Origin of the sequence: Streptomyces sp. VRA16 Mangrove soil (assembly GCF_017377775.1) — a bacterium.
Taxonomy (GTDB): domain Bacteria; phylum Actinomycetota; class Actinomycetes; order Streptomycetales; family Streptomycetaceae; genus Streptomyces.
This window is the reverse complement of the sequence record NZ_JAFVLN010000007.1, coordinates 145,391-168,407: the sequence shown is the minus strand read 5'-3', so window position 1 is coordinate 168,407 and position 23,017 is coordinate 145,391. Positions and strand designations below refer to the sequence as shown.

At 71.6% G+C, this 23,017-nt stretch carries 18 protein-coding genes; 8 read left to right on the top strand and 10 right to left on the bottom strand.

Annotated elements, in window-relative coordinates:
- Nucleotides 1–24 precede the first annotated feature (24 nt).
- The 10 genes from J3486_RS20655 to J3486_RS20610 all read right to left on the bottom strand — a co-directional run bounded on the left by J3486_RS20655 (nucleotide 25) and on the right by J3486_RS20610 (nucleotide 9,748).
- Nucleotides 25–543 (bottom strand): GNAT family N-acetyltransferase, encoded by a 519-nt coding sequence (locus J3486_RS20655; RefSeq protein WP_207822267.1) that lies wholly within the window; start codon nucleotides 541–543, stop codon nucleotides 25–27.
- Nucleotides 544–625: 82 nt separating this feature from the next.
- A complete protein-coding gene (locus J3486_RS20650) occupies nucleotides 626–1,075 on the bottom strand; it encodes a heat shock protein transcriptional repressor HspR (RefSeq protein WP_207822265.1) in 450 nt (149 codons plus the stop codon).
- A 5-nt stretch (nucleotides 1,076–1,080) separates the two neighbouring features.
- Nucleotides 1,081–2,262, bottom strand: a complete 1,182-nt coding sequence (gene dnaJ / locus J3486_RS20645; RefSeq protein ID WP_207822263.1) for a molecular chaperone DnaJ — start codon at nucleotides 2,260–2,262, stop codon at nucleotides 1,081–1,083.
- A 48-nt stretch (nucleotides 2,263–2,310) separates the two neighbouring features.
- Entirely contained in the window at nucleotides 2,311–2,994 is a 684-nt protein-coding gene (gene grpE, locus J3486_RS20640) for a nucleotide exchange factor GrpE (RefSeq protein ID WP_207822261.1), read from the bottom strand.
- Entirely contained in the window at nucleotides 2,991–4,838 is a 1,848-nt protein-coding gene (gene dnaK / locus J3486_RS20635) for a molecular chaperone DnaK (RefSeq protein WP_207822259.1), read from the bottom strand. Before dnaK ends, grpE begins: the two co-directional genes overlap by 4 nt.
- Nucleotides 4,839–5,008: 170 nt before the next feature.
- The gene (locus J3486_RS20630; protein WP_207822257.1) at nucleotides 5,009–6,064 is read right to left on the bottom strand and encodes an LCP family protein; all 1,056 of its coding nucleotides are present in this window, start codon (nucleotides 6,062–6,064) and stop codon (nucleotides 5,009–5,011) included.
- A gap of 64 nt (nucleotides 6,065–6,128) precedes the next feature.
- Nucleotides 6,129–7,130 (bottom strand): glycosyltransferase family 4 protein, encoded by a 1,002-nt coding sequence (locus J3486_RS20625; protein WP_207822255.1) that lies wholly within the window; start codon nucleotides 7,128–7,130, stop codon nucleotides 6,129–6,131.
- Nucleotides 7,127–7,531 (bottom strand): hypothetical protein, encoded by a 405-nt coding sequence (locus J3486_RS20620; protein ID WP_207822253.1) that lies wholly within the window; start codon nucleotides 7,529–7,531, stop codon nucleotides 7,127–7,129. Before J3486_RS20620 ends, J3486_RS20625 begins: the two co-directional genes overlap by 4 nt.
- A gap of 68 nt (nucleotides 7,532–7,599) precedes the next feature.
- On the bottom strand, nucleotides 7,600–8,703 hold the full coding sequence (locus tag J3486_RS20615) for an MraY family glycosyltransferase (protein ID WP_207822251.1): 1,104 nt from the start codon (nucleotides 8,701–8,703) through the stop codon (nucleotides 7,600–7,602).
- Between the two features lies 1 nt (nucleotide 8,704).
- Complete coding sequence (locus J3486_RS20610) at nucleotides 8,705–9,748, bottom strand: NAD-dependent epimerase/dehydratase family protein (RefSeq protein ID WP_207822249.1); 1,044 nt, start codon at nucleotides 9,746–9,748, stop codon at nucleotides 8,705–8,707.
- A gap of 327 nt (nucleotides 9,749–10,075) precedes the next feature.
- Here J3486_RS20610 and J3486_RS20605 point away from each other — a divergent pair, with 327 nt between their 5' ends.
- From J3486_RS20605 to J3486_RS20570, 8 genes are all read left to right on the top strand, one after another.
- Complete coding sequence (locus J3486_RS20605; protein WP_207822247.1) at nucleotides 10,076–12,358, top strand: (Fe-S)-binding protein; 2,283 nt, start codon at nucleotides 10,076–10,078, stop codon at nucleotides 12,356–12,358.
- A 189-nt stretch (nucleotides 12,359–12,547) separates the two neighbouring features.
- The gene (locus J3486_RS20600; protein ID WP_207822245.1) at nucleotides 12,548–14,077 is read left to right on the top strand and encodes an FG-GAP-like repeat-containing protein; all 1,530 of its coding nucleotides are present in this window, start codon (nucleotides 12,548–12,550) and stop codon (nucleotides 14,075–14,077) included.
- Between the two features lie 269 nt (nucleotides 14,078–14,346).
- Nucleotides 14,347–15,741 (top strand): FG-GAP-like repeat-containing protein, encoded by a 1,395-nt coding sequence (locus tag J3486_RS20595; protein WP_207822243.1) that lies wholly within the window; start codon nucleotides 14,347–14,349, stop codon nucleotides 15,739–15,741.
- Nucleotides 15,742–15,856: 115 nt separating this feature from the next.
- Entirely contained in the window at nucleotides 15,857–17,203 is a 1,347-nt protein-coding gene (locus J3486_RS20590) for a VCBS repeat-containing protein (protein WP_207822241.1), read from the top strand.
- A gap of 203 nt (nucleotides 17,204–17,406) precedes the next feature.
- On the top strand, nucleotides 17,407–18,888 hold the full coding sequence (locus J3486_RS20585; RefSeq protein WP_207822240.1) for an FG-GAP repeat protein: 1,482 nt from the start codon (nucleotides 17,407–17,409) through the stop codon (nucleotides 18,886–18,888).
- Nucleotides 18,889–18,939: 51 nt separating this feature from the next.
- Complete coding sequence (locus J3486_RS20580) at nucleotides 18,940–20,454, top strand: FG-GAP-like repeat-containing protein (RefSeq protein ID WP_207822238.1); 1,515 nt, start codon at nucleotides 18,940–18,942, stop codon at nucleotides 20,452–20,454.
- A 74-nt stretch (nucleotides 20,455–20,528) separates the two neighbouring features.
- On the top strand, nucleotides 20,529–22,013 hold the full coding sequence (locus J3486_RS20575; RefSeq protein ID WP_307804880.1) for an FG-GAP-like repeat-containing protein: 1,485 nt from the start codon (nucleotides 20,529–20,531) through the stop codon (nucleotides 22,011–22,013).
- 109 nt (nucleotides 22,014–22,122) lie between these two features.
- Nucleotides 22,123–22,971: a Yip1 family protein gene (locus J3486_RS20570; protein WP_207822236.1), complete on the top strand. Its 849-nt coding sequence runs from the start codon at nucleotides 22,123–22,125 to the stop codon at nucleotides 22,969–22,971.
- The last annotated feature ends 46 nt before the right edge of the window (nucleotides 22,972–23,017 follow it).

Here is a 23,017-nt window from a genome sequence, read left to right as displayed (position 1 = left end):
CCCGCGCGGCCGTACGCCCCTCGCTCAGCCCTCGTACTCCGTGAGGTCGATGGCGTACAGCCGGGCGCCGTCGGCCTCGCCCGTGAACTCCATGCCGAGCTTCTCCAGGACCTTCACCGACGAGGTGTCGCCCTCGGCGACCACCGCCACGACCCGGTCGATGCCCCGGTCCTGGAGGGCGAACTCCAGGGACGCCTGGGCCGCCTCGGAGGCGTAGCCCTGGCCCCAGAACTGGCGGCCGAGCCGCCACTGGACGCCGATGTGGCCCGCCACCCGCGGCGGGGCGTCGGGTACGTACAGGCCGACCGCTCCCGCCAGCTCGCCGGAGCCGAGGAGTTCGACGGCGAAGACACCGAAGCCCTCGTCGTCCCACTCCTCCTCCCAGCGCTCGATGTCCTCGGCGCTCTCGTCGAGGGAGCGCGGGGCGCCGTCGCCGACGTGGCGCATCACCGCCGGGTCGGACTGGATGTCGGCCAGCGGGGCCAGGTCGTCGTCGGGGAGCCAGCGGCGCAGGAGCAGACGGGGGGTACGGATCTCGGTCATGGCATCCATCCTGCCGGACGGCGAGAGGGGCCCGGAGGCATCGCCTCCGGGCCCCTCTCGCGAACGCTCGGTCCTGCGGACGTCAGTCCTGGGGACGCTTCGGCCGCCACACCACCAGCGCGCTGGTCTGCTGCACCTCCTGGTACGGGACCAGGTCGCGGCGGTACGAGGCGTGCACCGCCGCCTCACGTTGCTGCATGGCCGCGGCGGCTCCCTCCACGGCGGCGGACAGCTCCGCCACCCGGGCCTGGAGCGCGGCGACCTGGTTCTCCAGCTCGATGATGCGCTTGATGCCGGCCAGGTTGATGCCCTCGGTCTGCGACAACTCCTGCACCTGGCGGAGCAGTTCGATGTCACGGGCCGAGTACCGCCGGCCGCGCCCGGCCGTGCGGTCGGGGGAGACCAGGCCGAGGCGGTCGTACTGGCGCAGGGTCTGCGGATGCAGGCCGGACAGCTGGGCCGCCACCGAAATGACGTAGACCGGGGTCTCGTCGGTCAGTTCGTACGGGTTGTTTCGTCGACGGCCGTCCATCCGGCTCAAGCTCCCTTCGCGGCCTGGAACAGTTCTGCCCGCACATCGGTGTCCTCAGTCGCCTTGCGGTACGACTCAAGGGCCGAACGGGCCTCTTCGGGCAGGTCCTTGGGGACGGCGACCTCGACGGTGACCAGCAGGTCGCCGCGCGTGCCGTCCTTGCGAACGGCGCCCTTGCCGCGGGCCCGCATCGTCCGCCCGTTCGGCGTGCCCGGGGGCAGCTTCAGGGTGACCGGCGGACCACCGAGCGTGGGCACCTTGACCTCGCCGCCGAGCGTCGCCTCGTCGAACGTCACCGGGACGGTGACCGTGAGGTTGTCGCCCTTGCGGCCGAAGACCGGGTGGGCGTCGACGTGCACGACGACGTACAGGTCACCCGCCGGGCCGCCCCGCTCGCCCGGCGCGCCCTTGCCGCGCAGGCGGATGCGCTGACCGTCGGAGACACCGGCGGGGATGCGGACCTGCATGGTGCGGGACGACTTGGCGCGACCGCTGCCCTTGCAGACCTCGCAAGGGGTCTCGGCGATCAGGCCGCGGCCCTTGCAGTCCACGCACGGGTCGGTGAGGGAGAAACCGCCACCACCGCCCCGCGAGACCTGCCCGGTGCCGACGCAGGTCGGGCACACGCGCGGTGTGCCGTTCTTGTCGCCGGTGCCCGAACACGCCTTGCAGGGCGCCTGGGAGGACATCCGCAGCGGCACCGTCGCACCGTCCACGGCCTCGGTGAAGCTGAGCGTCACCTCGGACTCGATGTCCTGGCCGCGGCGCGGCTGGGTACGGGTGCCCGTGCCCGCGCCGCCCCGGTTGAACAGGCCGCCGAAGACATCGCCTATGCCGCCGCCGAACCCGCCCTGGCCACCGCCGCCCTGGGCGCCGCCTCCGAAGAGGTCGCCCAGGTCGAAGTTGAACGAGCCGCCGGCCCCGCCGGGCCCCGGACGGAATCCGCCGTTGCCGAACAGGGCGCGCGCCTCGTCGTACTCCTTGCGCTTCTTGGGGTCGCCGAGGATGTCGTTCGCCTCGGAGATCTCCTTGAAGCGCTCCTCCGCCTTGGGGTTGCCCTTGTTGGCGTCGGGGTGGTTCTCCCGGGCGAGCTTGCGGTACGCCTTCTTGATCTCGGCGTCGGTGGCGTCCTTGGGGACGCCGAGGACCTTGTAGTAGTCCTTCTCGATGAAGTCCTTGGTGCTCATCGGCCTCGACGTCCCTCCTCACTCACTTCGGTACTCGCGCGTATGACGTCAGCCCTCGTCCGGGCCACCGCTGTCCTTCTCGGAGTCCTTCTTCTCGGGCTCCTCGTCGGACTTCACGGTCTGCGCACCCGGCTGCGGCTCGGCCACGGCCACCCGCGCGGGGCGGATGGTGCGCTCGCCGATCCGGTAGCCCGGCTGCAGGATCGCCACGCAGGTCGTCTCGGTGACGTCCGGCGCGTAGCTGTGCATCAGGGCCTCGTGCACGGTCGGGTCGAAGGGCTCGCCCTCCTTGCCGAACTGCTGCAGGCCCATCTTGGCGGCGACCGTCTCCAGCGACTCGGCGACGGACTTGAAGCCACCGACGAGCTCGCCGTGCTCACGGGCGCGGCCGATGTCGTCGAGGGTGGGAAGCAGCTCGGACAGGAGGTTCGCGACGGCGATCTCCTTGACCGTGACGCGGTCCCGCTCCACACGGCGACGGTAGTTCTGGTACTCGGCCTGGAGGCGCTGGAGGTCGGCGGTGCGCTCGCCGAGGGCGGCGCGGGCCTGGTCCAGAGCCGCCGTCAGACCGGCGTCGGCACCAGATGCGGTGGAAGCTGAGTCCCCGGCCGGGGCCGCCCCCTCGCCCTTGTCGGACGAGGTGGCGGCCTTCGACTCGGCGTCCTCGGAAGCGGCGCCGGAGGGGACGTCAGGCTTCTCGTTCTCCTCGAAGCCCGGGGTCTCCTCCGTCACGCGGCACCGTCCTTGCGGTCCTCGTCGACGATCTCGGCGTCGACGACATCATCGTCAGCGGCCTTGGCGTCGCCCTGCGGCGCCTCGGCGCCACCGGCGGCCTGCGCGCCCTGGGCGTCGGCGTACATGGCCTGGCCCAGCTTCTGCGAGACGGCGGCGACCTTCTCGGTGGCGGTGCGGATCTCCGCCGAGTCCTCGCCCTTGAGCTTCTCCTTCAGCTCGGTGACGGCGGTCTCGACCTCGGTCTTCACGTCACCCGGAACCTTGTCCTCGTTGTCCTTGAGGAACTTCTCCGTCTGGTAGACGAGCTGCTCGCCCTGGTTGCGGGTCTCGGCGGCCTCGCGGCGGGCGTGGTCCTCGTCCGCGTACTTCTCGGCCTCTTCGCGCATCCGGTTGACCTCGTCCTTCGGCAGCGAGGAGCCACCGGTGACGGTCATCTTCTGCTCCTTGCCCGTGCCGAGGTCCTTGGCCGTGACGTGCATGATGCCGTTGGCGTCGATGTCGAAGGAGACCTCGATCTGCGGGACACCGCGCGGGGCCGGCGGCAGACCGGTCAGCTCGAACATCCCGAGCTTCTTGTTGTACGCCGCGATCTCGCGCTCGCCCTGGTAGACCTGGATCTGCACCGACGGCTGGTTGTCCTCGGCCGTCGTGAAGATCTCGGACCGCTTGGTCGGGATCGTGGTGTTGCGCTCGATGAGCTTGGTCATGATCCCTCCCTTGGTCTCGATGCCGAGGGACAGCGGGGTGACGTCGAGGAGCAGGACGTCCTTGACCTCGCCCTTGAGGACACCGGCCTGCAGGGCGGCGCCGATGGCGACGACCTCGTCCGGGTTCACGCCCTTGTTGGCCTCGTTGCCGCCCGTCAGTTCCTTGACGAGCTCGGCGACGGCCGGCATACGGGTCGAGCCACCGACGAGAACGACGTGGTCGATCTCGGAGAGCTGGATGCCCGCGTCCTTGATGACGTTGTGGAACGGCGTCTTGCAGCGCTCCAGCAGGTCGGACGTGAGCTGCTGGAACTGGGCGCGCGTGAGCTTCTCGTCCAGGTGCAGCGGGCCCTCGGCGGACGCCGTGATGTAGGGCAGGTTGATCGTGGTCTCGGTCGAGGACGAGAGCTCGATCTTGGCCTTCTCGGCCGCCTCGCGCAGACGCTGGAGCGCCATCTTGTCCTTGGCGAGGTCCACACCGTGGCCGTTGTTGAACTGCTTCACCAGGTAGTCGACGACGCGCTGGTCCCAGTCGTCACCACCGAGGTGGTTGTCGCCGTTGGTGGCCTTCACCTCGACGACGCCGTCGCCGATCTCAAGGAGCGAGACGTCGAAGGTGCCGCCACCGAGGTCGAAGACGAGAATCGTCTGGTCGTCCTTGTCGAGGCCGTAGGCCAGGGCGGCGGCCGTCGGCTCGTTGACAATACGCAGGACGTTCAGGCCCGCGATCTCGCCGGCCTCCTTCGTCGCCTGACGCTCGGAGTCGTTGAAGTACGCCGGAACGGTGATGACCGCGTCCGTGACCTTCTCGCCCAGGTACGCCTCGGCGTCCCGCTTCAGCTTCTGCAGCACGAAGGCGCTGATCTGCTGCGGGTTGAAGTCCTTGCCGTCCAGGTTGATCTTCCAGTCAGTGCCCATGTGGCGCTTGACGGAGCGGATGGTCCGGTCAACGTTCGTGACCGCCTGGCGCTTGGCGACCTCGCCGACCAGCACCTCGCCGTTCTTCGCGAAGGCGACGACGGACGGCGTGGTCCTGGCGCCCTCCGCGTTCGTGATGACGGTGGGCTCGCCGCCTTCGAGAACGCTGACGACGGAGTTAGTCGTGCCCAGGTCGATGCCGACCGCACGTGCCATTTCGGGTCCTCCAGGTGCCTACTTGAGTGGATCTGACTCAAGGGTGCACGACACCCGCCTCAGAGTCAACAGACCTGAGTCGCCTCCGCTCAACTTTTATCCTGCGCTTATGGGCAAGACCCCGTAGGAAACCCGCTGACCAGCCTCTTCTCCCTGTGCTGGAGCGCGCGCTACAGCTCGTCGTTGTCGGGGTCGTACGCGTTGTAGAGGTGCGCGGGCAGCGCGCGGTCCTCGCGCAGCGCCTCGAAGAGCGCGTCGGCCTGGTCCTCGACCGGCATGTAGCGGCCCCAGTAGTCGGGGTGCTCCACGCTCGGCACGGTCACGACCGCCACCCGCCGCTCCGGCACCGCGCCGACGTCCTTCGCCAGCCGCCCGAGCTCGGGGAGCGAGTCGAGCCCCCGGTCGGCGGTGAGCGAGGAGGTCACCGCGTCCAGCACGTCGTACAGCTCGGCCGGGCGGTCGAGCAGCCGGGCCTGGCGGACGTGGTGCATCATCACCCGCGCGAACTCCTTCTGCCGCTCGATGCGCTGCAGGTCGCTGCCGTCGCCGACCCCGGTGCGGCCGCGCACGAAGACCAGCGCCTGCGCGCCGTCCAGATGCTGTTTCCCCTTGTCGAGGACGACGTCACCGCCGGGTACCCGCATCCGCTGCGGCACCTTCACGTCGATGCCGCCGAGCGCGTCCACGATCTCCTCGAAACCGGTGAAGTCGACGACGAGGTGGTGGTCGACCCGGACGCCGGTCAGATCCTCGAAGGTACGGATCGCACAGGCCGAGCCGCCGCGCTCGAACGCCCAGTTGAACTGCGCGTACTCGGGCTCGCTGCGCTCCCCCTCCCAGGTCCTGCACGCCGGGATGTCGACCATCAGATCGCGCGGCACGCTCACCAGGGCGGCCCGCTTCCGGTCCGCCGACAGGTGCAGCAGCATCGTGGTGTCCGAGCGCTGGCTGTCCTTGGTGGCCTCGATGTCCGAGCCCATGAGCAGGATGTTCTGGGCCCTGGGCGCGCGGGCGACGGGCCGGCTGCCGTGCTCGGCCGCCAGCGTCCGGTCGGCGGTCTCGTCCGTGCGGATGCCGCCGCTCAGCCGCGCGTACGCGAATCCGCCCGCGCACACCGCCGTCACCAGCAGCAGACACGAGGCGAACAGCCCCCAGCGCAGGCCGCGCCGCCTCGGCAGGAGTCGATGGAACTTCGTACGCGTCGCACGCGGAGACCTCGATGCCATGCAGCACACCTTCCACACGGCTTCCCGGGCGACCACACATTCACCCGGTCGGTCGGGCGGACGCTCAGCGCCGTACGAGCTCCGCGTACAGGCCCTCGATCCGCTCGACCCACACCGCCTCGCCGTACCGCTTGGCGTGCACCGAGCGGCAGTGCTCGCGCAGGGTCGGGAAGATGCGGTCGGCGGCGGCCAGGGCCGCGGGCAGCGAGGCGTCCCGGTCGGTGACCGTCCCGGTGCCCTCGGCGCGCACGGCACGCGGCACGGCCGCACCCTCGAAGGCGAGCACGGGCAGCCCCGCCGCCAGGGCCTCCAGGTACACGAGGGGCACGCCCCCGTCGCCCGGCAGGCCCGGCAGGACGAGACCCCGGTAACCGGGCAGCGACCGGCGCAGCGCACCCCGCTCGCGCACCCCGAGGAACCTGACGGACGGCGGCGCCGCGGCCCGGCACCAGCGCTCCAGCGGCCCGGCGCCGACGACGTCCAGACGGCTGCCCGCGGGCCAGCGGCGCAGCAGTTCGGGCAGTCCCGTCTCCGGGGCGAGCCGCCCCACGTACACCCACGCGCCGTGCTCGCGGGTGTCCCCGCGCCGCACCGCGGGGACGTGGTGCGGGATCAGTTCGAGGCGCTCGCGCGGCATCCCGGCCGCCAGGTACGTGTCCCGGCTCGGCTCGGACGGCGCCACCGCCCGGTCGGCCCGGCGCAGCAGCGGGTCCCTGCGCACCCCGCCGCGCGCCGCGAGCCACACGTCCCGGTGGCGGCCCTGCCACAGCCCGGACCGGCGTTCGCCGCCCGGCGGGCAGGGGCCGTGCAGCGTGGCGACGAGCGGCCCCGTCCACTCGGTGGCCCAGGACCGCCCGAAGTCGGGGGCCAGATGGTGCACATGGACCACGTCGGGCGCGAAGGCGTGCAGCGCGCCCAGCGGGCTGCGGGCGTAGCCGCCGGCGCCGGTGACGAGACGGACCTCGTGACCGGCCCGGTCGAGGGCGGCGGCCTGGTCGAGGACGGCCGCGTCCACCCCGCCGGGTCCGGCCGGCACGGACAGGCTGTGGACGAACGCGACCCTCATACGAAGGCCGTCCCCGACCGCACGAGGGTCAGATCGCCCTCGAACTCCCCGGCCCCTGCGACGACTTCGGGCAGTTCGGGCCGGTGGTCCACGTGCAGCAGCACCCGCTCACCCGGGGCCACCACGTCCTCCCACACGCCGTCGAGGCGGCGGGTCCAGGCGCCGTCCCTGTCGCCCAGCGCGTACGGCAGCACCTGCCAGGCGGTGTCGCGGGCGGCGGCCCTGCGCACTGCGGCGCGGGGCCCGCCGAACGGCTCGAACGACACGATCCGGCCGCGGTACCCGGCCCGTCGCAGCCCGCGCCCGAAGGCCCCGTCGTACCGGCCCGACTCCAGGACCAGGTCGATCTCCTGGCTGTCGAGATGACGCACCAGTCTGCGCGTCCGGCCGAAGCTCAGCATGCCCTTGCTCCTTCACGCGTCCGGCCCCGCGGGGCCACCCACACGAACAGTCCGTTCCGCACCGCGGCTCACCCCCGGGCCAGATCGACCGGCGGCCCGGCGACCTGCTGCCCCGTCACCTGCTGTCCGGCGCGCGCGGGCGCGGACACCTGTTCCCTGGCCCGCACCCCGCCGCGCCGCGCCCCGTACACCGGCACCCGCAGCAGCAGCGCCACGGCCACCGCGGCCGCGCCGGCCGGCCACCACACCGCCCCGGCGCTCACCGTCCCGCGGTGCAGCAGCACCCCGGTCGCCGTGGTCAGGCCCGCGGCCAGGCCGAGCACCACGGCGACGCCCGCCGTGGTCAGGCCGAGCCGGCGCAGCCGGTGGGCGATGTGGTCGGTGCCGCCGCGCAGCAGACCGCGGCCCGCGCGGCGCCGGGAGACCAGGACGAGGACGGTGTCGGCGGTGGCCACCGCGGTCACCGCGAACAGCGCGGCGAGCGAGGCCGGTGCCTCGTGCTCGACGTTCACCAGCAGCGCCGCGCACGCCACCACGAACCCGGTGAACAGCGAGCCGCAGTCGCCGAGCAGGACCTGGGCCGGATGCCAGTTGTGCATCAGGAAACCGGTGAGCGAGGCGGCGAGCAGACCGAGGACGACGGCGAGCGAGCCGATGCCCTCCGCCCCTGCGCACACGCACAGGCCGAGCACGGTGACGACGGCGACGGTGCCCATCGCCCCGTCCGAGTTGTCGAGCAGGTTGAAGGCGTTGGTGACGAAGACGATCCACAGCACCGCCAGCGCCCCGGGCAGCAGGCCGAGCCCGGTGCCGTGCACGACCACGGTCGCCGCGCCCGCCTCCACGATCACCCGGGCCCGCGCCCCCATCGGCCGCACGTCGTGCAGGAACCCGAGGGCGGCGACGGCGCCCGCGGCGAGCAGCAGCGTCCCCGTGGTCGAGCCGAGCGGGGCGAGCCCGGACGCGGCACCGGCCACCGAGACGGCCCCGGTGGCACAGGCCACGGCGACCCCGCCGAGGCAGGGGACGGCCCGGGCGCGCGCCGTGCGGGCGCCGGGCCGGTCCCGGCAGACCTTCACCAGCGCGGTGCGCAGCGCGAACGCGCGCAGGGCCGCGGTCAGGACGGCGGCGAGCAGCAGTGCGGTCGCGGCGGCCGCGAGCCCGTACAGCACGTCAGACCCGGACCGGGGCGGCGGCGGGGAAGACGGCGGGTGTCGCGGGCACCGGGAAACCGCCGCCCGCGTCGAGCAGCGCCGCGTCCACGATGTCGACGAGCCCCGACTTCGGGGCCCAGCCGGTGAGCTCGCGCAGCTTGCCGGTGTCGGGGATGCGCCGGGGCAGGTCCTGGAAGCCGCCCGCGGCGCCGCCGTACACCTCCTCGTACGGGATGAAGCGCAGCGGCGACGGCGAGCCGGCGCGCTCGACGACGATCCCGGCGAGGTCGCCGATGGCGGTCTCCTCGTCGCTGCCGACGTTGAAGACCTCACCGCACGCGCCGGGGTGCGCGAGCAGCCGCAGCAGCGCGTCGACGGTGTCGGCGACGTGGGTGAAGCAGCGCCGCTGGGTCCCGTCGCCGTACACGGTCAGCGGCCGGCCCGCGACGGCCTGCGCGGCGAGCCGCGGCACGACCATGCCGTGCGCGGGCGACTGGCGCGGGCCGACCGTGTTGAAGATCCGGGCCACCGTGACCGGCAGGCCGAACTCCCGGTGGTGGCCGAGCACGAGGATCTCGCCGACGGCCTTGGCGGTGGAGTACGACCAGCGGGCGACCGTGGTCGGGCCGAGGATCCGGTCGGCGGTCTCGGCGACCGGGCCCGAGCCGTTCTTGCCGTAGACCTCGGAGGTGGAGGCGAACAGCAGCGGGCGGCCGTGGCGGCGGGCGGCCTCGACGACGGTCTCGGTGCCCCGCGCGTTCGTGGTGAAGGACTTCAGCGGCTGCTCGACGACCGCGCGGACGCCGACCGCCGCCGCCAGATGGACCACGTGGTCGCAGCGGGCCGTGAGTTCGTCGACGAGCCGGGCGTCGAGGACCGAGCCGCGTACGAAGCGCAGCCGCGGGTCGGGCCAGGCGGCGGCGAGGTTGACGCGGTCCCCGGTGGAGAGGTCGTCGAGGACGACGACGGTGTGGCCCTGCGCGAGCAGGGCGTCCGTCAGATGCGAGCCGATGAAGCCCGCGCCGCCGGTGACCAGGTATGTCAGAGGTGCGGAGGTCGTCATGGGCCCCTCGGTGGATTGCGGGTGCGGTATCGGGGTGACACCGGTGGGGCCGCGCCCATCCGGAGCCCTACATAAGTTATTCCTTTATGTCCAAATATGGGGCGAATAACACGATCTGCTTTGGGTGTCGCCCGACACCACCCCGACACCGCCCCGACGCCGCCCTGAGGGTGACCTCAGCGACACAGATCACCACCCACCCGGCTACATTGCGACGGCGTAAGTGGGTAGTCTCAGACGGACTACATAAGTTACCGCTTAGTAATCAGCAGAACCCCTCAATCCGTCCCGAGAAGACTCCCCCTCGCAGGCCCGAGGAGCCCCCAAATGCAACTCGCCGCGATCATCGTGTCGCTGGCCCTGATCGTGGTCGGCGTGGCCCTGTTCGTCCGGGCCATCGCACAGATCTACCGCTTCGTGCGGCTCGGCCAGAACGTCCCCGCAGGCACGCGCACCGACGAACCCGCCCAGCGCACCATGACCGTGGTCAAGGAGTTCCTCGGCCACACGCGCATGAACCAGTGGGGCATCGTCGGATTCGCGCACTGGTTCGTGGCGGTGGGCTTCTTCTCGCTCATCCTGACGATCGTGAACGCCGTCGGCCAGCTGTTCCAGGCCGACTGGATCCTGCCGATCATCGGTGACTGGGCGCCCTACAACATCTTCGTCGAGTTCATCGGCCTGATGACGACCCTCGGCATCCTGACGCTGATCGTCATCCGCCAGCTGAGCAAGCCCGGCAAGGCCGGCCGCAAGTCCCGCTTCGCGGGCTCGAACTTCGGCCAGGCCTACTTCGTCGAGGCCGTGATCCTGATCATCGGCCTGTGCATCATGACGCTGCACGCCCTTGAGGCGACGATGCACCACGTCGACTCCTACGAAGCCTCGTTCTTCGCCTCGTACCCGCTGGTCCTGGCCTTCAAGGGCCTGTCGACCGCGACGCTGCAGAACATCGTGTACTTCGTCGCCATGCTGAAGATCGCGACCTCCTTCATCTGGATGATCACGGTCTCGCTGAAGACGGACATGGGTGTCGCCTGGCACCGCTTCCTCGGCTTCCCGAACATCTGGTTCAAGCGCGAGGCCGACGGCGACGTCGCCCTCGGCGGCCTCCAGCCGATGACCTCGAACGGCGAACTGATCGACTTCGAGGACCCGTCCGACGACGACGTCTACGGCGTCTCCCAGATCGAGCACTTCTCCTGGAAGGGCCTGCTCGACTTCTCCACCTGCACCGAGTGCGGCCGCTGCCAGTCGCAGTGCCCCGCCTGGAACACCGGCAAGCCGCTCTCGCCGAAGCTCCTCATCATGTCGCTGCGCGACCACGCGCACGCCAAGGCCCCGTACCTGCTCGCCGGTGGCGGCAAGTCGATGGAGGGCGAGGAGAAGGCGACGGCCGAGCAGCTCGCCGACGTGCCCGCCGCCGCCCTCGCGGAGGCCGAGCGCCCCCTCATCGGGACGCACGAGGAGAACGGCGTCATCGACCCGGACGTCCTGTGGTCCTGCACCACCTGCGGCGCCTGCGTCGAGCAGTGCCCGGTCGACATCGAGCACATCGACCACATCGTCGACATGCGCCGCTACCAGGTGATGATCGAGTCCGCGTTCCCGTCCGAGGCGGGCACGATGCTCAAGAACCTGGAGAAGAAGGGCAACCCCTGGGGCCTGGCGAAGAAGCAGCGCCTGGAGTGGCTCAAGGAGCTCGACTTCGAGGTGCCGGTCGTCGGCAAGGACATCGAGGACCTCACCGAGGTCGAGTACCTGTACTGGGTCGGCTGCGCCGGCGCCCTCGAAGACCGCGCCAAGAAGACCACCAAGGCCTTCGCCGAGCTGCTCCACATCGCGGGCGTGAAGTTCGCGATCATGGGCGGCGACGAGAAGTGCACCGGTGACTCCGCCCGCCGCCTCGGCAACGAGCCGCTGTTCCAGCAGCTCGGCCAGGAGAACGTCATGGCCCTGAACATGGCCTTCGGCGAGGAGTACGACGACGACGGCAAGGTCACCGAGGAGTCCAAGAAGCCTCGTACGGCCAAGAAGATCGTCGCCACCTGCCCGCACTGCCTCAACACGATCGGCAACGAGTACCCGCAGATCGGCGGCGACTACGAGGTCATCCACCACACCCAGCTGCTCCAGCACCTGGTGGACGAGGGCAAGCTGATCCCGGTGACCCCGGTCGAGGGCATCATCACCTACCACGACCCGTGCTACCTGGGCCGCCACAACAAGATCTACACGCCGCCGCGCGAGATCATCGGCAAGGTCCCGGGTCTGCGCAACGAGGAGATGCACCGCCACAAGGAGCGCGGCTTCTGCTGCGGCGCCGGTGGCGCGCGGATGTGGATGGAGGAGCGGATCGGCAAGCGCATCAACAACGAGCGTGTTGATGAGGCCCTGTCGTTGAACCCCGACATCGTCTCCACGGCCTGCCCGTTCTGCCTCGTCATGCTCACGGACTCCGTGAACGGCAAGAAGAACGACGGCAAGGCCAAGGAGTCGATCCAGGTCGTCGACGTGGCCCAGCTGCTGCTGGACTCCGTGAAGACGCCGGCCGACCCGGCGGGCGACGAGGAGACGGCCGACGCCCCGGAGCCCGAGCCCGTCAAGTAGCAGGATCCGTACGGCTCGTCCGTACGACACCGAGGGCGCCCCGTGAGTTCACGGGGCGCCCTCTTTTCCGTTCCGCCCCGTACAACCCTTCCTGTTGATCCCCTGTCAAACGCTGCGCCGGAACAGGAACGGGCCCTTTCCGGCCGTCCCCCCGCGCTGCCCGGTCTTCCTTCAGTCAAGGAGCCGCACGTGCGCAAGAACCGTACGGCCGCCCTCGCGGCGGCCTCATTCCTTCTCCTCACCGGCGCCTTCATCGCCACCGCCCCGGCCGCGTACGCGGGCGTCCCGGGCGGCACCCGCGCCAGTGACCGCAACACCGACTTCAACGGCGACGGCTACGACGACGTGCTCGTCGGCGCCCCGGGAGCCACCGTCGGCGGGCACGCCGGCGCCGGGGTCGTCACCGTCCAGTACGGCGGCCCGAGCGGGATGGGCACTTCCCGCTCCGCCGTGTTCAGCCAGAACACCACGGGCGTGCCGGGCGGCGCCGAGGCCGGCGACGCCTTCGGGCAGGCCGTCGCCACCGGCGACCTCGACGGCGACGGCTACGACGACGCGATCATCGGCTCCCCCGGCGAGGACCTGGGCACCGCCGCGGACTCCGGCGGCGGCGTCGTCCTGTGGGGCACGCCCAACGGCCTGGTCGGCACCGAGAGCACCGGCATCCAGGCCGACGCGCCGGTCAGCGGCGGCAAGTTCGGCCTGGCGCTCGCCGCGGCCCGCTTCACCGACGTCTCCGACGGGGACATGCTCGCCGTCCTCGACTCCACGGGCCTGAGCCTGTACGCGTTCGACGCGGCCTCGCCCGCCCTCAGAACCGGCACGGCGCCCAGCGGCAAGCACCTCAGGCTCGACTCCCGTACGGACTTCAGGTCGAAGGCGCCGAAGGCCCGCGGCCTCGCCGCCGACGAGGCGCCGGGCATCCAGCCGATGTCCCTCACCACCGGCGACTACGACGCCAACGGCTTCGCCGACCTCGTCGTCTCCGGCACCTCGGTGGAGCAGGACACGGGCAGCGGCTGGTCCTACGTGCTGCCGGGCTCCGCATCCGACGCCGACCCGCTGCCGCCGCTCGCGGTCCGCGGCGGCCCCGTCGTCGCCTCCGGTGACGTCAACGGGGACGGCAAGGACGACCTGGTCACCGGCGAACCGCACAGCCCGCACGACAGCGGGGCGACCATGACCGGCGGCGAGGTCGCCGTCCACTTCGGCTCGGACGCGGGACCGTCCGGCGATCCCCAGGTGTGGACGCAGGACAGCGACGGGGTGCCCGGGACGGCCGAGCAGGGCGACGGCTGGGGCGGCGATCTGTCGGTCGGCGACACCAACGGCGACGGGTTCGCCGACGTCGCCGTCGGCGCACCCGGCGAGGACATCGGGTCGGTCGCGGACGCGGGCGCGGTCTGGGTCCTGCGCGGCTCCGCCGGCGGTCTGACGGCCACCGGGGTACGGGACTTCAACCAGGACTCCGCCGATGTGCCCGGCACCGCCGAGAAGGGCGACAAGTTCGGCGCCCAGGTCTCCTTCACCGACCCCAACGACGACGGCCGCTTCGGGCTGCTGGCCGCGGCGCCGGGTGAGAACACCAACGACGGTGTCGTGTGGGTCTTCTCGGCCGGGTCGGGCGGGGTGACGGCGTCCGGCTCGTGGACATACGGGGCGGGGTCCCTGGGCGCGCCGTCGCTGGACGCGCGGTTCGGGGCCGCGGTGGACGACTAGGCGCCGTTGGGGCGGGGGTGCGTGGTCGGGTGCGGCTCTCGTCGTGGCTGGTCGCGCAGTTCCCCGCGCCCCTGAGATGCGCACCTTCGGTGCGACATCTCCCCGATGGGGAAGCTGCGCGCAGCGCATGCTTCAGGGGCGCGGGGAACTGCGCGACCAGCCCCCACCGACCCGCGCCCACCCACGAACCCGTACAACCCCCCACCCCCCACACGCGTCACACAAGCAACCCCGAGCCACAACATCCCCCAAACCCAACGGAGTTGCCCGTGCGCCTCAAAAGACTCGCCACCGCCACCGCAGTCGCCGCCCTCACCACAGCGGGCCTCACCCTGCTCCCCGCCGGGACGGCATCCGCCGCCACCGTGCTCAAGGACGACTACAACGGCGACGGCTACCGCGATCTCGCGATCGGCACACCGAAGGCCAACTCCGTGACAGTGACGTTCGGTTCGGCCTCCGGCGTCGGGCCGGGCAAGTCGGTGACCGTCAGCCAGGCCACCACGGGCGTACCCGGAACCACCGAGGCCGAGGACGAGTTCGGCGAGAACGTCACCAGCGGCGACGTGAACGGCGACGGCTACGCCGACCTGATCGTCGGCGCCCCGGGCGAGCAGGTCGCCGACTGGGCCTCGGGCTCCGTCACCGTCGTGTGGGGCGGCGCCAAGGGCTTCACCACGGGCGGCCGGGTCTACCACTCGCCGACCGCCGACGACGAACGCTTCGGCGAGGGCGCCGTCTTCGTCGACCTCGACGGCGACGACCACGCCCAGCTCTCCGTCGTCAGCGCCAAGAAGTGGTGGTGGTACTCGGACTCCAACGCCCCTCAGGACGGCTACGCCCCCGAGGTCGAGTTCGTCCCCTCCGACGTGACCCTGGAGGGCCAGACCGCCGACCAGTTCCACGGCACCGGCGTCGGCAGGACGTACACGTACGTGCTGTACGGCAAGCACGCCGACGGCAGCCCGTACATGGGCTGGGTCAACGGCGGTCCGGGCGACATCGGTTACTACTCCGGCGAGATCGACCGCGACTACACCGGCTCCACCACCGAGGCCGCCGCGACCGGCGACGTGAACGGCGACGGCTACCCGGACCTCGTCACTGGGCAGCGCGCCGACAACACCATCTGGATCTTCTACGGCGGATCCACCATCTTCGGCGACGAGATGGAGGCCATGCACAAGATCACCCAGGACAGCGCGGGCGTCCCCGGGGTGACCGAGCCCGAGGACGGCTTCGGGGCGTCCGTGACCGTCGGCGACATGGACGGCGACGGCTACGACGACATCGCGGTCGGCGCGCCGGGCGAGACCGTCGACGGCGTCACGGGCACCGGCTCCGTCACCGTCCTCAAGGGACAGAAGGACACCGCCCTGCCGGGCCGCGCCTACCACCAGGAGACCAGCGGGGTGCCCGGCGTCGCGGAGAAGGGCGACGCGTTCGGCTCCACCGTCCGGTTCAAGGACATCAACGGCAACGGCCGGGCCGACCTCGCCGTCACCGCGTCCGGCGAGGACATCGGCTCCACCGCCGACGCGGGCGCCGTCACCGTGCTGCGCGGCTCGTCCCCGTACCTGACGACGACGGCCGTGACCTCGTTCAACGGCGCGGACTTCGGGCTTTTGGGCGCCGGCCTCCACTTCGGTACGACGCTGCGCTGACCCCGCCCTTCGCCCCCGCCTCTTACAGCCCCGGCGCCCCACCGGCATCATGAACGCGAACGGAATCGACCGGGCCCGCCCACGGGCCCACTCGGCAGACGGGCGGGGGCACCCCATGGCAGGCATACGCAGAGGCGCGGCGGGGCTCGGCGGCGCCGTGCTGCTCGCCGCCGCCGCGCTCACCGGGTGCGGCGGCGGCTCCCAGGAGGACACCGCCGCCGCGTCCCACAGCCCCGTGGCCCTGGCCGACAAGGGCGACAGCGCACCGCTCCCCGTCCCGCACGGCAAGGGCTCCAGGACCGTCTCCGACTTCAACGGGGACGGCGCCCCCGACCTCGTACTGGACGATCTCGCGCACGACGGGCTCGGGGACGACGCCGGGATCGGCATCGTGTACGGGAAGAAGGGGCACGGACTTGTCCCGCGGACCCGGCAGCTGCTGTCCCCGGCGAAGTTCGCGGCGCGGACCAAGGGGCAGGCCCCGGCGTCGTTCGCGTCGGAGGCGAGCTGCGACCTGAACGCGGACGGGTTCACCGACCTCGTCGTCTCCACCGACCCGCCCTACGACGGACAGGGGCAGCCCCCGGTACCGCTGCAGATCCTCTTCGGCTCGCCCTCCGGGATCACGGGCCAGGGCGTGAAGGTCGCCATCCCCGCGAAGGCCAGGTTCGGCAACGACTGGCCCGACCAGCCGGTGTGCGGCGACTTCGACGGGAACGGCAAGGCCGACCTGGTCGTGCACGCGAGCAACGGCAAACTCTCCTTCCTGCCGGGCCCGTTCACCCGCTCCGGCGCCCCGCGCGGCACGGCCCGTCTCGTACAGACCTCAGGAAACGTTCCTGCGGGGCCCGCCGCCGACATCGACCGCGACGGCACCGACGACGTCCTGGTCCGCACCCACGGCGGCACCTCCCCCTCCGCCGTCGTCCTGGGCGGCCCGACGGGCCCGCGCACGGCGGGCGCCGCCTACCCGGCGGGCGCGGACGTGGCGTTCGGCCGGTTCGGCGCCGCGGTGCTGACCGAGAACGGGGTGACCGTCGGCGGACGCCGTCTGAAGGCGACCGGCAGCGCGCTCGACACGGGCGACCTCGACGGCGACGGCAAGGACGACCTGATCGTCTCGGGCGGCGCGCAGGTCCGCCTCCTCGCGGGCGGTACGCGCACGGTGGCGACGTCACCGGGCGCGGGGAAGGTCGTCGCGGTGGCCGACTTCGACGGGGACGGCCGGGACGACCTGGTGCTGCAGCGCGACACGGGAGCTTCCGGGTCGGGGTCGGGGTCGGGGTCGGGGTCCGAGTCCGAGTCCGGGTCCGGGTCCGGGTCCGGGTCCGGGTCCGGGTCCGGGTCCGGGTCCGGGTCCGGCAAGGACACAGTGACCGTGTACCGCGGGGCGCGCGGCGCCGCCCTGCTCGCGTCCGGCCCCCGCCTCTCGTTCACCAGCGCCGAGTTCACGACGCCCTAGGACCTGTCGGTCCGCCCCGTCCCCGGATTCTCAAAAATCCCACAGACCCCGTACAACCCTTGTACCCCCCAACGAGTCTCCTGTTCGCCGACCGGCGGGTCATGCCCAGGACAACTCCAGGCAAACGCCCGCCAAACGGCAGCACTTCCGCCCTTTGTCGCGGGATGTCCGCCAGACATCCCCTTCCCGCAGGAGCTCACCGCATGGCCAAGCACAAGCGCACCCCCGCCCCGTCCCCGACCCGCGTCCGCCTCGCCACGGCGACGGCCACCGCGGCCGCGCTGACGGGCGGCCTCTTCGCGGTCTCGGCCGGATCCGCCTCGGCGGACACGTCCGGGGTCTCGGCGTCGGACGCCGACTTCAACGGGGACGGGTACGCGGACCTCGCGGTCTCCGCCTCCCACGCCTACGTCTCCGGTCACGCCAACGCGGGCCAGATCGCCGTCGTCTACGGCGGCGCCACCGGCACCCACAAGGTGCTCCTCAGCCAGAACTCGGCGGGCGTCCCCGGCACCGCCGAGTCCGGCGACTACTTCGGAGCGGACTCCGCGTACGGCGACTTCGACGGCGACGGCTACGACGACCTGCTCGTCGGCGCGCCCGGCGAGGACGTCGGCTCCGACACCGACGGCGGCACCGCCGCCATCCTGTGGGGCTCGGCGAACGGCCTCACCAGCGGCACCACCGTCGCCGACCCGCGCCCCAGCGCCCACGACGGCTTCGGCGGCCCGGTCGAGGCGGGCGACTTCGACGGCGACGGCAAGGACGACCTGGCCATCGGCGCCAACAACAAGGACACCGTCGACATCTTCCGCGGCGGCGTCAGCCGCACCACGGGCCCGGCCACGCGCTCCGTCGTCACCGTCCCGGTCATCAGCGACACCGGCGCCGGCGTGTGGAACCTGCACTCGGGCGACGCCAACGGCGACGGCAAGGACGACCTGATCGTCAACGGCTACTCCAAGGACGACGGCTACAACGCCAACTACTGGCTGCCGGGCACCTCTTCGGGCCCGAGCGCCTCCGGCGCCGTCCGCCTTCCCGAGGGCATCATCACCGACCTCGGCGACACGAACAGCGACGGCTACGACGACATCGTCGTCGGCGACTCCTGGGCCACGGTCGGCGGCGACACCAACAGCGGCGCCGTCTCCGTCATCAAGGGCTCCGCATCCGGCCCGGTCACCTCCAGCGCCACGAAGTTCACCCAGGACTCCTCCGGCGTGGCCGGCAGCGCCGAGAAGAACGACTACTTCGGCCAGGAACTGGACCTCGGCGACGTCAACGGCGACGGTCACCTCGACCTCGTCGTCAGCGCCGACGGCGAGAACCTCACCAACGGCACCGACGCCGGCGCGGTCTGGGTCCTGTACGGCAAGGCGGACGGCACCGGGATCACCGGCACCGGCTCCCTCTACGTGGACCAGAACACCCCCGGCGTCCCCAACAGCAACGAGAACTACGACTACTTCGGCTCCGACGTCCACATCGACGACCTCAACGGCGACGGCCGCGGCGAGGTCTACGTCGGGGCGGCGGGCGAGAACGGGTCCAACGGCGCCGTCTACCCCGTGTACGTCAACGCGGACGGCAAGACCCTGACCCCCTCCTCCGCCCTCTACACCTCCACCCTCGGCATCTCGGCCAGCGGCACCCCGCGGCTCGGGGCCAACTTCACGGACTGATCACGCACTTCGCGGATCCCGCCGAACTTCCTCATCCCAGGAGCAACCCGCATGGGCAAGCACAGACGCATTCCCGTCCCCTCCCGCAACCGGGTCCGTATCGCCACCGCGACGGCCGCCGCGGCCACCGTCACCGGCGGCCTGCTCGCGGTCTCCGCGGGCACGGCGGGCGCGGCCGACTCCGTCCACCACCCGCAGGCCGACTTCAACGGCGACGGCTACGGCGACGTGGCCTTCGCTGCGGGCAGCGCCACGGTCTCCGGCCACAAGGAGGCCGGTGACATCGTCGCCCTGTACGGCTCGGCGAGCGGCACCACCGGCGCCAAGCGGTCCACCATCAGCCAGAACAGCAGCGGTGTCCCGGGCACCGCCGAAGCGGGCGACCACTTCGGCTGGGTCAGCGCGACCGGCGACTTCAACCACGACGGCTACGACGACCTCGCCGTCAGCGCCTCGTACGAGAAGGTCGGCACCGACGTCGACGGCGGCACCGTCGCCGTCCTGTGGGGCTCCGCGAACGGCCTGTCCGGCGGCACCACCATCACCGACCCCGCGGTCTCCTCCCACGACCGGTGGGGCAAGTCCCTGGCCGCGGGCGACTTCGACGGGGACGGCAAGGACGACCTGGCCATCGGGTCGTCCGCCGCCACCCTGTACATCTACAAGGGCGGCCTGACCAAGTCCTCCTCGCTGGGCGGCCACTACACCGTGAAGCCGAACATCATCGGCGGCGGTACCGCGGGGCCCTTCAGCCTCTTCGCCGGCGACGTGAACGGCGACAACAAGACGGACCTCGTCGTCAACGGCTACGAGACCGGCACCGCCGACGGCTGGAACACCAACTACTACCTGCCCGGTTCCGCCTCCGGCCTGACCACGACGGGCGCCGTGCAGCTCAAGCGCGGCGTCATCACCGGCGTCGGCGACGTCAACGGCGACGGCTTCGGCGACATCGTCACCGGCCAGGAGTGGGACCCGAACCTCAGCGACGGCAACGGCGGCACCTACACCGTGCCCGGTTCCACCACCGGTGGCCAGATCCACGTCACGTACGGCTCGGCCTCCGGCCCGGCCTACGGCACGGACATCACGCAGGACACCGGCAACGTCCCCGGCGGTTCGGAGCGCGGTGACTGGTTCGGCAGCGAGCTCTCCCTCGGCGACATCAACGGCGACGGCTACCAGGACGTCGTCGTCGGCGCCGCCGGCGAGAACCTCGGCGGTGTCGTCAACACCGGTTCCGTGACCGTCCTGTACGGCTCCGCGGACGGCCTGAACACCACGTCGGGCGCCCAGTTCTTCGCCCAGTCGACCGCCGGTGTCCCCGGCAACGACGAGAAGAACGACTACTTCGGTGCCGAGGTCAAGCTCGCCGACACCAATGGCGACGGCAAAGCGGACCTGAACGTCGGCGCCGCCGGCGAGAACGACTTCAACGGCGCCGTGACCTACCTGCCGTCCGACGGCACGAAGATCACCACGACCGGCTCGCGCGGCATCTCCGCGAGCGCGGCCGGCGTCGACACCGCGGGCTACCCGCAGTTCGGCGCGAACGCCGCCAACTGATCCGGACAGCAGCTCACTCGGCCGGGCCCGCGCACCAGCGCGGGCCCGCGCCATCCCCTCTCCAAGGAGTCACCGTGCCACGGCACAAGCGCGCCACCCGCATGACCTCCTCCCCCACCCGACTGCGCCTGGCCACCGCCACGGCCACCGCGGCAGCCCTCTCCGGCGGCCTGCTCGGCCTCTCCGCCACCACAGCCGCCGCGGCGACCACGGCGACCGGAACGGCCACGGAGCGCCCCGACTTCAACGGCGACGGATACCCCGACCTCGTCTCCACCGCCCACGGCGCCACCGTCGCCTCCCTGAGCAGAGCGGGCAGCATCGTCGCCCTGTACGGCTCATCGTCCGGCGTCAGCGCCGCCCACCGCACCGTGATCTCCCAGAACTCGTCCGACATACCGGGGGCCGCGGAGAAGTACGACGTCTTCGGCTACGCCACGGCCACCGGCGACTTCAACGCCGACGGCTACACGGACCTCGCCGTCGGCGCTCCCGGCGAGGACGTCGGCACGGACACCGGCGGCGGCACGGTCGCCATCGTGTGGGGCTCGGCCTCCGGCCTGCACGGCGGCACGACGGTCACGGACCCCGCCCCCTCCTCCCACGACAGCTACGGGCAGGCGCTGGCCGCGGGTGACTTCGACGGCGACGGCGACACGGACCTGGCCGTGGGAAGCAGCGGCACGAGCCTGACGATCCGCAAGGGCCCCTTCACCAAGTCCGGTTCCACCGGCGGCACTTCGACACTGGCCACCGGCGTCGAGGGCAGCGGTCACGGCATCTACGCCCTGGCGGCAGGCGACGCGAACGGCGACGGCAAGGACGACCTGGCCGTCGGCGGCATGGCGACGAGCTTCGTCTACCAGAGCGGCACCACCGGCCTGTCCCTGTCCGCCACCCTCCCCCTCGGCGACACGTCGAACCGCCACCACCTGGCGTTCGGCGACATCACCGGCGACGGATACGACGATCTGGTGTCCGGCGACCCGTACGACCTCAACTCCTCGGCCAACGGCGGCGGCAGCATCAGCATCCACCGGGGCGGCGCCGACGGCATCTCCGAAGAACCCGATCAGCACATCGACCAGTCCACGGCCGGCGTCCCGGGCGCCGACGAGTACGAGGACGCGTTCGGCAGCGCCCTCTCCGTCGGGGACATCGACGGCGACGGCCTCGCGGACGTGGCCGTCGGCTCCTCCGACGAGTCCATCGGATCGGCCACCACCACCGGCCAGGCCCTCGTCCTGCGGGGCACCCCGGCCGGACTGTCCACGTCCTCCGGCATCCAGGTCTTCCACCAGAACACCGCGGGCGTACCGGGCGACAACGAGGACATCGACCGTTTCGGCTGGGCCGTCTCCCTCACCGACGTGAACGCCGACGGTCACGCGGACCTGTTCATCGGCTCGGAGCACGAGAACGCCGGCAACGGCTCCCTCACCTCTCTCAAGGGCCGTTCCACCGGAATCACGACAACGGGAGCCACCACGTACGGCCCGTCCACGGTGGGCCTCTCCACAGCGGGCGGCCCGGCCTTCGGCGCCGGCCTGACCGGCTGACCACCCCCCTAGGTGACCTCCCCCTAAGGGATGTCACAGCTCAGCCGCAATGCCGGGCCCGCTTCCCGGGCCCGGCAAACGGCACGTCAAAACCAGGTACGTTCGATACGTGGCTGGATTCAGGAACGGACGCGGCCGGGACAACCGCGAAGCGCCGCAAGGCCCCCCGCAGCACTACGGCGGGGGCGGGCAGCAGCAGTGGCCCCAGGGGAACGGCAACGGGGGCGGGTACGGCGAACCGGAGTACTTCGGTGACCACCAGGGCCGTGGCCAGGGGCAGGGCGGCTACGACCCGTACGCGGCCAACAACCCGGGCCACACCCAGGCGTTCTCGGTGAATCCGGACGACGGCGACCCGTACGCGTACACCCAGGGCGCCACGTACCAGGCGGGCGCGGCCCCGGCCGGCCCCATCGGCCCCCGCCTGCACTGGAAGGACCTGCTCACCGGGGTCGTGCTGCGCCCGGCGCCGACCTACCTCCAGATGCGCGACTACGCGATGTGGGCCCCGGCGCTCATCGTCACCTTCCTCTACGGCCTGCTGGCGATCTTCGGATTCGACGGCGCCCGCGAGGACGTGATCAATGCCACACTCTCGTCGGCGATCCCGTACGTCCTGACCACCGGCGTCGCGGTGACGGTCTCCTTCTTCATCCTCGGCGTGGTCACCCACACCCTGGCCCGCCAGCTCGGCGGCGACGGCGCCTGGCAGCCCACGGTCGGCCTGTCGATGCTGATCGTCTCCCTGACGGACACCCCGCGCCTGCTGTTCGGCATGTTCCTCGGCGGCAACGAGATGTTCGTCCAGATCCTCGGCTGGGCGACCTGGGCCCTGGCGGGCGCGCTGCTCACCACGATGGTCTCCAAGTCCCACGACCTGCCCTGGCCCAAGGCCCTGGCCGCGTCGGCGATCCAGCTGATCGCCCTGCTGTCGATCATCAAGCTCGGCACGTTCTGATCACTGTGCATGCGCTGGGGCCCGGCACCGATGTCGTCATCGGTGC